The organism is Halomonas sp. (genome assembly GCF_031581305.1).
Classification (GTDB): Bacteria; Pseudomonadota; Gammaproteobacteria; order Pseudomonadales; family Halomonadaceae; genus Halomonas.
On sequence record NZ_JAVLBC010000116.1, the window covers coordinates 1 to 10,254 of the forward strand.

Sequence of the window (10,254 nt, forward strand, 5' to 3'; positions counted from 1 at the left end):
CCTGGGCGGTGGCCCGGACGCCGGCAGGGAGGCACTGACGGGCGCTTCCCTGTTAGCATGTTCTCCCTCGATGCACCGGGAGCCCCCATGGACACCACTTCTCATCCCTTCGCTCAGCTCTCGCCCGCCCGGGTGGTGGCGGCGGTGGAGTCGCTCGGCTTCTGGCTGCCCGGCGAGCCCTTTGCCCTCAACAGCTACGAGAATCGGGTCTTCCTGGTGCACGACGAGGAGCGCCGCCGCTGGGTGGTGAAGTTCTACCGCCCCGAGCGCTGGACGGACGCCCAGATCCGCGAGGAGCATGCTTTCCTGGCCGAGCTCGCCACGGCCGAAGTGGCCGTGGCTGCCCCCTGGCGGGACGAGGCGGGCGAGAGCCTGCACCGGGCCGAGGGATTTCGCTTCACGCTCTTTCCCCACCTGCCGGGCCAGGCGCCGGAGTTGGAGAATCCGGCCCACCTCTTCGCCCTGGGCGAGCTGATCGGCGCGGTGCACGCGGTGGGGGAGCGGGGGCGTTTCACGCATCGTCGTGCGCTGGACCTGGATGGCATGGTGCTCGAGGCCCGCGACAAGGTGCTGGCAAGCCGCTGGCTGGACCGTCGCCAGCGTCAGGCCTACGAGCGCATCACCGCGACGCTGCATCGCAGCCTGGCGCCTCATGCCTGGAGCGCGGAACAGGCGATCCGCGTGCAGGGCGACTGCCATATCGGCAATATTCTCGGTCGCGACGAGCAGTTTGCGCTGGTCGACTTCGATGACTGCCTGATGGCGCCGGCGATCCAGGACCTGTGGATGCTGTTTACCGCGCAGGAGGAGGGGGAGCGTCAGATGCAACTCTCCGAAGTCGCCGAGGGCTACGAGCAGCATCGCGACTTCGACCGCCGCGAGCTCACGCTGGTCGAGCCGCTGCGCACCCTGCGTCTGCTGCGCCACAGCGCCTGGCTGGTGGATCGCTGGGCGGATCCGGCCTTCCCGCTGGCGTTTCCCTGGCTGGCCGATGCGGGCTACTGGGAGGGGCACCTGCGCATGCTGGAGCAGCAGCGCCAGGCCTTGGAAGCCAGGCCACGCTGGCTGGCCTGATCGCAGCCGGCGGCTTGTGAGCCACACGGACGCACCCCTTGGGGTGCGTCTCGGCTCGATGGGGACGCTCAGTCGTCGTCGGGATCCGGCGCATCGGCGGGAATCGGATTGGCGACCCCTGCGCCGTCGGCCTGTCGACGCTGCTCGTTGATTTTGGCGGCGGGATTGTCCTGCTGTTCAATGGCCAGGTCACTGGCCAGGCGCAGTTGAAAGGTCTGCTCCGGGGTCAGGCGGCAGTTGCCGTCCTGGCAGGCGGCGATTCCGAAAGCGCCATCGGTATCATAGGCCGCGGCGGAGATCTCGCCGCTGTAGATTTCGCTCTCGCTGCCGTCGGTCTCGATGCAGGTCAGCGACTGGGTCGTCAGGCGGATGCGCTCGCCGTCTAGGCGGGCGTCGCCGATCAGCACGCAGTATTCCGGCAGGGCATGGGAGGCATCGCCACCGGCCACCGGGTGGATGATCAGGTCGTCATGTTCCGGGGCCTGCGGGGACAGGGTCAGCACGTCGATGACCTGAGCGTCGACGGTCGCATCGGCCGGCAGTTCGAGGGTATCGCTCATGGCCAGGGTCGGCATCGCCAGCACGGCGGCCATCAGCAGAGAGGCTTGGGTCTTGATCATGTCGGGCTCTCGAGGGTGACTTGGGCACAGCATGAAGCACGCAGCATTTTATCACAGGGCAGGCGGCCCGGGGCGGCGAAGACGCGACACGATGTCACTGTCCGGCAGCGATGGCTCCCTGCGTTGCCGGGCGTCATGCGCTAGACTAGCGAGTCCCGAGACTCTTTTGTTGTACAAGATTAAAATTTTGTATATCTTCTGTACATGATGTGATGGCCAGGCCATCCTCCAACGATACCTCGGACACCGACACTGCAACGGGCCTTGACCATGACCGAAGAACTCGCCAACCACTATCGCCGGATCATCCACGAGCTGGGGGAGGATCCCGACCGGGAAGGCCTTCGTGATACCCCCAAGCGGGCCGCCAAGGCGATGCAGTTTCTGAACCGCGGCTACACTGAGTCGCTGGAAGAGATCGTCAACGGCGCGGTGTTCGAGTCCGAAACCGACGAGATGGTACTGGTCAAGGACATCGAACTCTACTCCATGTGCGAGCATCATCTGCTGCCGTTCATCGGCAAGTGCCATATCGCCTACCTGCCCAGCGGTAAGGTGCTGGGGCTCTCCAAGTTTGCGCGCATCGTCGACATGTATGCTCGGCGCATGCAGATCCAGGAGAACCTGACCCGGCAGATCGCCGAGGCCGTGCAGCAGGTCACGGAGGCTCGCGGTGTCGCGGTGGTCATCGAGGCGCGCCACCTGTGCATGATGATGCGCGGCGTGGAGAAGCAGAACTCCAGCATGACCTCGTCGGTGATGCTCGGCGCCTTCCGCGAGAAGCAGAGCACGCGCCAGGAGTTTCTCACCCTGGTCAACGGCCGCTGATTCCCCCGCAAGGAGCCCCGCCATGCCGATGCATGCTCTGGACGACCAGCATTTCGACCACGACCTCGCCACGATCCGCATCAAGAATCTGCGGCTGCGCACCCATATCGGCATCAAGGATGACGAGATCAGAAATCGGCAGGACGTGGTGATCAATGCCGTGATCCGCTATCGCGCCGACAAGGCGGTCGCGTTCAACCATATCGAGCAGGCGTTGAACTACCGCACCATCACCAAGCAGGTGATCGCCCTGGTGGAGGACCATCGCTTCCTGCTGCTCGAGCGCATGACCCGCGAGGTGCTGGACCTGATCATGAGTCACGACCAGGTGCTGACCGCCCAGGTGGAGATCGACAAGCCCCATGCGCTGCGCTTCGCCGATTCCGTCTCCATCACCCTCTCCGAGTCCCGGGAGCCCCGCCGGCCGCGCTGATGTGACATGAATCATCGATTAAGGACCCCGGTGCTTGGTGCACCGGGGTCTTTCGCTTAGCATGGGGGCAAACCGACAAGGAGCCGCCCGTGCGGCAGGAGATGATCATGCAAGCCCTCAAGGAAACGCAGCTCTACTGTCCCTTCGCCTATATCGACGGCAGTTGGGTCGCCGCCGACAGCGGCGAGCAGATCAACGTCCTCAATCCGGCCACCGGTGAGGCCATGGGGGATGTGCCTCGCCTGGGGCGGTCCGAGACCGAACGGGCCATCGCCGCGGCCGATGCCGCCCTGCCGGCATGGCGTGGCATGACCGCTCAGGAGCGGGCCGACATCCTGATGAAGTGGCACGACCTGATGATGGAGCATCAGGACGACCTGGCCATGATCATGACCTTCGAGCAGGGCAAGCCGCTCAAGGAGGCCGCGGGCGAGATCGCCTATGCGGCGAGCTTCCTGCGCTGGTTCGCCGAGGAAGCGCGGCGCATCTACGGTGAGACCGTCCCCGCCGCCAAGTCCAGCCAGCGCATCGTGGTCACCAAACAGCCCATCGGCGTGGTGGGGGCCATCACACCCTGGAACTTCCCCGCGGCGATGATCACCCGCAAGGCGGGCGCGGCCCTGGCGGCCGGCTGTACCATCGTGGTCAAGCCGGCTAGCCAGACGCCGTTCTCCGCCACCGCCCTGGCCAAGCTGGCTGAGCGGGCCGGGGTGCCGCGCGGGGTGTTCAATGTGGTGCCGGGCCGCGCCTCCGAGATTGCCGCGGCGATGACCGAGTCGCCGCTGGTGCGCAAGATCACCTTCACCGGCTCCACCGAGGTGGGGCGCCAGCTGATGGCCCAGGCCTCCCAGCATATCCAGAAGATCTCCCTGGAACTGGGCGGCAACGCCCCCTTCATCGTCTTCGAGGATGCCGACCTGGACGCCGCCGTGGAGGGGGCCATGGCCGCCAAGTTCCGCAACGCCGGCCAGACCTGCGTCTGCACCAACCGCTTCCTGGTCCAGTCCAGCGTGGTCAACGCCTTCTGCGAGAAGCTGGCGGTTGCCATGAACAGCGAGCTCAAGGTCGGGGACGGCACCGAGGAGGGGATCAACATTGGTCCGCTGATCGACGACAAGGCGGTGGCCAAGGTCAGCGAGCATGTCCATGACGCCGTGGACCTGGGCGCCGAGTTGCTGCTGGGTGGCCATCCGCACCCGCTGGGCGGCAACTTCTTCACGCCGACGCTGATCCGTGTCGCCAATCACAGAATGAAGCTGGCCCACGAGGAGACCTTCGGTCCACTGGCGGCAGTCTTCCCCTTCGAGGACGAGGAAGATGCCGTCAACATGGCCAATGCTACCGAGTACGGCCTGGCCTCCTACTTCTACTCCCGGGACCTGGGGCGTGTCTGGCGAGTCGCCGATGCCCTGGAGTACGGCATGGTGGGCATCAATACCGGGCTGATCTCCAATGCCGCCGCCCCCTTCGGCGGGGTCAAGGCCTCGGGGCTGGGTCGCGAGGGTGGCCACCAGGGGCTGGAAGAGTTCCTGGAGACCAAGTACCTCTGTATCGATCTGGGCTGACCGGGCTTCGTCCGGAGCCATAAGCCATAAGCCATAAGCTGTAAGAAACGAAAACCCCGTCGGCATGGCCAACGGGGTTTTCTGATGATGGCGACGCTATCTACGCTGTGCTTACAGCTTACAGCTTACAGCTTACAGCTTACAGCTTACAGCTCGCCGCAGGCGTCAGTGCCTGAAGTGGCGCATCCCGGTAAACACCATGGCGATGCCGGCCTCGTTGGCGGCGTCGATCACCTCCTGGTCGCGCATGGAGCCACCGGGCTGGATCACCGCGGCGATGCCGGCGGTGGCGGCAGCGTCGATGCCGTCGCGGAAGGGGAAGAAGGCGTCACTGGCCATCACCGAGCCCGGCACCGAGAGACTCTCGTCGGCGGCCTTGATGCCGGCGATCTTCGCCGAGTAGACGCGGCTCATCTGGCCGGCGCCGACGCCGATGGTCTGGCCTTCCTTGGCATAGACGATGGCGTTGGACTTGACGTACTTGGCCACCTTCCAGGCGAAGGCCAGGTCGCGCATCTCCTGCTCACTGGGCACCCGCTCGGTGACCACGGTCAGCTCGTCGCGGCCGACCATGCCCAGGTCACGGTCCTGCACCAGCAGGCCACCGGTGACGCGCTTGAAGTCGTGGGCGTGTTCGCGCTCGCCGGGCCAGTGCGCACCGACATCGAGCAGGCGTACGTTCTTCTTCTCGGCGACGATGCTCGCCGCCTCCTCCTCCACCCCGGGGGCGATGATCACCTCGACGAACTGGCGGTCGACGATGGCGCGAGCCGTCTCGGCGTCCAGCGGCACGTTGAAGGCGATGATGCCGCCGAAGGCGCTGGTGGGGTCGGTGGCGAAGGCCTTCTCGTAGGCCTCTCGGGGGCTTGCGCCGACCGCCACGCCACAGGGGTTGGCGTGCTTGACGATCACGCAGGCGGTGTCGGTGAAGGCCTTGACGCACTCGAAGGCGGCATCGGTGTCGGCGACGTTGTTGAAGGAGAGCGCCTTGCCCTGCAGCTGGGTGGCGGTGGCCACGCAGGCCTCGCTGGCGTCGGCTTCCACGTAGAAGGCGGCACTCTGGTGGGGGTTCTCGCCGTAGCGCATGGCCTGCTTCTTCTCGAACTGCAGGTTGTAGGTGCGCGGGAAGCCATCCTCGCCGCCGGGCACTCGTTGGCCCAGGTAGTCGGCGATGGCGGCGTCATAGCCGGCAGTATGCTCGAAGGCCTTGACCGCCAGGTCGAAGCGGGTGGCATCACTCACGGCGCCGTCCTGGGCGCTGATCTCGCCCAGCACGCGGGCATAGTCCCCGGCATCGACCACGATGGTGGTGTAGGCATGGTTCTTGGCACAGGCGCGCACCATGGTCGGACCACCGATGTCGATGTTCTCGATGGCATCCTCGAGGGTGCACGCCGGGCGTGCCACGGTGGCCGAGAAGGGGTAGAGGTTGACCACCACCATGTCGATGGGATCGATGCCGTGTTCCATCATCACGGCGTCGTCCTGGCCGCGACGGCCCAGGATGCCACCGTGAATCTTCGGGTGCAGTGTCTTGACCCGGCCGTCCATGATCTCGGGGAATCCGGTGTGCTCGGAGACCTCGGTCACGTCGATGCCGTTCTCCTGGAGCAGGCGGAAGGTGCCGCCGGTGGAGAGCAGCGCGACACCCTGCTCGACGAGGCCGCGGGCAAAGTCGACGATGCCGGTCTTGTCGGAGACGCTGATCAGGGCGCGGCGAACCGCGGCGGAGGAGGCTTGGGCCATGGGGGTCACTCTTCTGTCGATGATGGTGAATGGAGCGGCGGGAACGCCAAGGGAGTGCCACGGACTCCCTCGAGGAAGTGGTCAGATCAGGCCATAGTGCTTGAGCTTCTTGCGCAGGGTCCCGCGGTTGAGGCCGAGCATCTCGGCGGCGCGGGTCTGGTTGCCCTGGGTGTGGTCGAGGACCGAGGCCAGCAGGGGGGCCTCGACCTCGGCCATTACCATGGCATAGAGGTCGGTGACGCTGCTGCCGTCCAGGTGGTCGAAGTAGCGGGTCAGCGAGGCTTCCACGGCCTCGCGCAGGGGGCGGTCGTCCTGCGGGGGAGGATCGCCGCCGTCGCTCAGCATGGCGAGATCACGGGAGGCCTGGGCATTCAGCTCGGGCAGCGCGGCATTATGATTAAAGGATTGGCTGCTGTTCATGCGGCACAGATTCCATCGTGTGCCACGGCCCGGGCAACGCGACCTGGTGTCGCGGCGGGGTCGTGACGAAAGAGTTCATCGATGAAGCGGCGCTGGGCATGGCGGCTCTCCAGGCCATTGAAGGTGGCCCTCAGGGCGCGCCGACCGGCGTCGTCGAAACGTTCATCTCCGGCTAGGTACCAGCCTAGATGCTTGCGCGCGATGCGTACCCCCAGATGCTTGCCGTAGAAGTCATGCAGGGCCGCCAGATGGTCACGAAGGACCACGGCACGCTCTTCATCTCCCGGCGGGGCAAGCCGCTGGCCATGGCGCAGGTAGTGGTCGATCTCGCGGAAGATCCAGGGATTGCCCTGGGCGCCACGGCCGATCATTACCGCATCCGCCCCAGTATAGTCGAGGATGCGAGCAGCCTTGGCGGGAGAGTCGATGTCGCCGTTGGCGAACACCGGGATGCCCACCCGGGCCTTGATGGCGGCGATGGTGTCGTATTCAGCCTCGCCGCCGTAGCGTTGAAGGCGATGGCGGCCGTGCACGGCCAGGGCCTGGATGCCGGCCTCCTCGGCGATGCGCGCGACCCGCACGCCGTTGTTGCTCTCGGCGCACCAGCCGGTACGGATCTTCAGGGTCACCGGCACGTCCACCGCGGCGACCACCGTCTCGAGGATCTCGGCGACCAGGGTTTCGTCGCGCAGCAGGGCGGAGCCGGCCGCCTTGTTGCAGACCTTCTTGGCCGGGCAGCCCATGTTGATGTCGATGATCTCGGCGCCCATCGCGACGTTGAGGCGCGCCGCCTCGGCGAGCATCTTGGCGTCGCCGCCGGCGATCTGCACGCTGCGTGGACCCGGCTCGCCGCGGTGATCCATGCGCAGCCGGGACTTGCGGGTATGCCACAGGCTGGGGTCCGAGGTGACCATCTCGCCGACTACCAGACCGGCCCCGAGGCGACGACAGAGCGTCCGGAAAGGGCGGTCGGTGATCCCGGCCATGGGCGCCAGGACCACCCGGTTGGGCAGTTCATGGCGGCCGATGCGGGGTAGAGGGCGAGAGTCGGACATGATCAGGGGTCGCTGGCGTCAGGGGCTGCATATCATACGCCCCGGGCCGGCGTTGGTGAACCGCTACTCGGGGCGAATGCTTGCCAGGGGGCGCCGCCCGGTGAGGCGTACCCAGCCCTCACGGATCGCCGGCTCGTCCATGATCAGGCCGCGTCCGCGGTAGGCATCGAGCACCTGCTCGGCCTGGCCCTCGAGAATGCCCGAGAGGGCCAGTCGGCCCCCCGGCGCCACGCGCCCGGCGATCTCGTCGGCCAGTTCCATCAGGGGGCCGGCGAGGATGTTGGCGATCACCAGCGGGAAGTCGCCCGCTTCGAGCTGCTCGGGGTAGCAGAGCCGGAACTCGGTCTCGCTCACCGCGTTGCGCTCGGCGTTGTCGCGGCTGGCTTGCAGTGCCTGGGGGTCGATGTCGGTCCCGGTGGCCCGTCGCGCACCGAGCTTTAGGGCGGCGATGGCCAGGATGCCCGAGCCGCAGCCCACGTCGAGCACGTCCAGGCCCTGCAGTTCGTCGGCCACCGAGAGGCCGTCGAGCCAGGCCAGGCAGAGCGCCGTGGTGGGGTGGGTACCGGTGCCGAAGGCCAGTCCCGGGTCCAGATGCAGGTTGACGGCGTCGGGCTCCGGCGGGGCGTGCCAGCTCGGCACGATCCACAGCCGCTCGCCCATGCGCAGCGGCTGGAAGTCGTCCATCCACTCGCGCTCCCAGTCGCGGTCGGCCAGCAGCTCGACCTCCACCTCGGGGCAGGGCTCCTCGGGAGACTCGGCGGCCCAGGCCTGGCGTACCCGGTCGAGCATCGCCTCGATGCCCTCCAGGTCGTCATGGAGGCCGGTGAGCACCGTCTCGTCCCACAGCGGCGTGGTGCCTCGCTCCGGTTCGAAGACCGGGTCATCGAAGGCATCCTGGAGAGTGATAGCAGTGGCACCCTCGGCGAGCAGCAGTTCCTCGAGGAGCTCGGCATGCTCGGGGGTGATACGGGCCTTGAGTTGTAGCCAGGGCATGGGGGCGTTCCGTGGTCAGTCGGGAAACGGTAGTGAGTTATGCGTAGCGGACCTGGGTGGCATCCCCCCTTTGGGGTCAGACCCCGGCGGGAGGAATACCGCTAGAAAAGTGCGCTATGACGGGCTTGACGGCATGGCCGGGGTCTGACCCCAAAGGGGCCTCCGAGGCCTGTCGACGTATCAGCCCCGAGCACTTCCGCACACCGGGCTGAATCACAAGGGCACGAAGCGGGGAGTTACAGCCCCAGCTTCTTCTCCAGGTAGTGGATATTGACGCCGCCCTGCTGGAAGTAGCCGTCGCGCACCAGATCCTTGTGCAGGTCGGTATTGGTCTTGATGCCCTCCACCAGCAGCTCGTCCAGGGCGTTGCGCATGCGTATCAGCGCCGTTTCCCGGTCCACGCCCCAGGTGATCAGCTTGCCGATCAGGGAGTCGTAGTGGGGCGGCACGGTGTAGCCCGTGTAGACATGGGAATCCATGCGCACGCCGAGTCCACCCGGGGGGTGGTAGAGGGTCACCCTGCCGGGTGAAGGCATGAAGGTGCGAGAATCCTCGGCGTTGATGCGGCACTCGAAGGAGTGACCGGTGATCTTGACGTCCTCCTGACAAATCGACAGCGGCAGGCCCGAGGCGATGCGCAGCTGCTCGCGGACGATGTCCACGCCGGTGACCATCTCGGTGACCGGGTGCTCCACCTGGACGCGGGTATTCATCTCGATGAAGAAGAACCGGCCATCCTCGTAGAGGAACTCGAAGGTGCCGGCGCCACGGTAGCCGATGGTAATGCACGCCTCCCGGCAGGCCTCGAGGACCTCGGCGCGGGCGGCTTCGTCGATCCCCGGGGCAGGGGCCTCCTCGATCACCTTCTGATGACGGCGCTGCAGCGAGCAGTCGCGATCATAGAGGTGGATGGCATTACCCTGGCCATCGGCCAGCACCTGCACCTCCACATGGCGGGGATTCTCGAGGAACTTCTCCATGTAGACGGTGCCATCGCCGAAGGAGGAGTAGGCCTCGGTGCGGGTGACATTGACCGCCGAGAGCAGGTGGGCCTCGGTATGTACCACGCGCATGCCGCGTCCACCGCCGCCAGCGGCCGCCTTGATGATCACCGGGTAGCCGATGCGTCGCGCCACGGCGAGGGTCTCCCCCTCGTCGTCCCCCAGGGGGCCGTCGGAACCCGGCACCGTCGGCACGCCGGCCTTCTTCATCGACTCGATGGCGCTGACCTTGTCGCCCATCAGGCGGATGGTCTCGGCACGGGGACCGATGAAGGTAAAGCCGGAACGTTCGACCTGCTCGGCGAAGTTGGCATTCTCGGAGAGGAAGCCATAGCCGGGGTGGATGGCACTGGAGTCGGTGACTTCCGCGGCGCTGATCAGCGACGGGATATTCAGGTAGGAGTTCGCCGAGGATGCCGGCCCGATGCACACGGCCTCGTCAGCCAGGCGCACGTGCATCAGCTCGCGATCGGCCGTCGAGTGGACCGCCACCGTCTTGATGCCCAGCTCCTTGCAGGC

The 10,254-nt window shown here is 66.4% G+C and carries 10 protein-coding genes; 4 read left to right on the plus strand and 6 right to left on the minus strand.

Annotated features, from left to right (window positions below; genetic code table 11):
• Positions 1–87: 87 nt before the first annotated feature.
• Entirely contained in the window at positions 88–1,074 is a 987-nt protein-coding gene (locus RI841_RS10675; protein WP_310705580.1) for a serine/threonine protein kinase, read from the plus strand.
• A 68-nt stretch (positions 1,075–1,142) separates the two neighbouring features.
• On the opposite strand, the gene RI841_RS10680 is transcribed toward RI841_RS10675, so the two are convergent.
• Entirely contained in the window at positions 1,143–1,694 is a 552-nt protein-coding gene (locus RI841_RS10680; RefSeq protein WP_310705581.1) for a hypothetical protein, read from the minus strand.
• 270 nt (positions 1,695–1,964) lie between these two features.
• Here RI841_RS10680 and folE point away from each other — a divergent pair, with 270 nt between their 5' ends.
• From folE to RI841_RS10695, 3 genes are all read left to right on the plus strand, one after another.
• Positions 1,965–2,522, plus strand: coding sequence for a GTP cyclohydrolase I FolE (folE, locus tag RI841_RS10685; protein WP_310705582.1), 558 nt, complete (start codon positions 1,965–1,967; stop codon positions 2,520–2,522).
• A gap of 22 nt (positions 2,523–2,544) precedes the next feature.
• Positions 2,545–2,955, plus strand: a complete 411-nt coding sequence (gene folX, locus RI841_RS10690; protein ID WP_310705583.1) for a dihydroneopterin triphosphate 2'-epimerase — start codon at positions 2,545–2,547, stop codon at positions 2,953–2,955.
• A gap of 107 nt (positions 2,956–3,062) precedes the next feature.
• Positions 3,063–4,520 carry an NAD-dependent succinate-semialdehyde dehydrogenase gene (locus tag RI841_RS10695; protein WP_310705584.1) on the plus strand — a complete coding sequence of 486 codons (1,458 nt, stop codon included), beginning with the start codon at positions 3,063–3,065 and terminating at the stop codon, positions 4,518–4,520.
• A 165-nt stretch (positions 4,521–4,685) separates the two neighbouring features.
• Here the strand turns inward: RI841_RS10695 and purH are convergent, their stop codons facing one another.
• The 5 genes from purH to accC form a co-directional block, all read right to left on the minus strand.
• Positions 4,686–6,266, minus strand: coding sequence for a bifunctional phosphoribosylaminoimidazolecarboxamide formyltransferase/IMP cyclohydrolase (gene purH, locus RI841_RS10700; RefSeq protein WP_310705585.1), 1,581 nt, complete (start codon positions 6,264–6,266; stop codon positions 4,686–4,688).
• Between the two features lie 81 nt (positions 6,267–6,347).
• On the minus strand, positions 6,348–6,611 hold the full coding sequence (fis, locus tag RI841_RS10705) for a DNA-binding transcriptional regulator Fis (RefSeq protein WP_310705589.1): 264 nt from the start codon (positions 6,609–6,611) through the stop codon (positions 6,348–6,350).
• Between the two features lie 71 nt (positions 6,612–6,682).
• Positions 6,683–7,741 carry a tRNA dihydrouridine synthase DusB gene (gene dusB, locus RI841_RS10710; RefSeq protein WP_310705586.1) on the minus strand — a complete coding sequence of 353 codons (1,059 nt, stop codon included), beginning with the start codon at positions 7,739–7,741 and terminating at the stop codon, positions 6,683–6,685.
• A 63-nt stretch (positions 7,742–7,804) separates the two neighbouring features.
• The gene (gene prmA / locus RI841_RS10715) at positions 7,805–8,734 is read right to left on the minus strand and encodes a 50S ribosomal protein L11 methyltransferase (protein ID WP_310705587.1); all 930 of its coding nucleotides are present in this window, start codon (positions 8,732–8,734) and stop codon (positions 7,805–7,807) included.
• A 236-nt stretch (positions 8,735–8,970) separates the two neighbouring features.
• Positions 8,971–10,254 (minus strand): acetyl-CoA carboxylase biotin carboxylase subunit (gene accC / locus RI841_RS10720; protein ID WP_310705588.1); only part of this gene is annotated, 1,284 nt, incomplete at its 5' end.

Coding starts and splice junctions, on each gene's coding strand:
- prmA (WP_310705587.1), bottom strand. CDS start 8,734: ATGCCCTGGCTACAACTCAAGGCCCGTATCACCCCCGAGCATGCCGAG.
- purH (WP_310705585.1), bottom strand. CDS start 6,266: ATGGCCCAAGCCTCCTCCGCCGCGGTTCGCCGCGCCCTGATCAGCGTC.
- folX (WP_310705583.1), top strand. CDS start 2,545: ATGCCGATGCATGCTCTGGACGACCAGCATTTCGACCACGACCTCGCC.
- dusB (WP_310705586.1), bottom strand. CDS start 7,741: ATGTCCGACTCTCGCCCTCTACCCCGCATCGGCCGCCATGAACTGCCC.
- RI841_RS10695 (WP_310705584.1), top strand. CDS start 3,063: ATGCAAGCCCTCAAGGAAACGCAGCTCTACTGTCCCTTCGCCTATATC.
- fis (WP_310705589.1), bottom strand. CDS start 6,611: ATGCTGAGCGACGGCGGCGATCCTCCCCCGCAGGACGACCGCCCCCTG.
- RI841_RS10680 (WP_310705581.1), bottom strand. CDS start 1,694: ATGATCAAGACCCAAGCCTCTCTGCTGATGGCCGCCGTGCTGGCGATG.
- RI841_RS10675 (WP_310705580.1), top strand. CDS start 88: ATGGACACCACTTCTCATCCCTTCGCTCAGCTCTCGCCCGCCCGGGTG.
- folE (WP_310705582.1), top strand. CDS start 1,965: ATGACCGAAGAACTCGCCAACCACTATCGCCGGATCATCCACGAGCTG.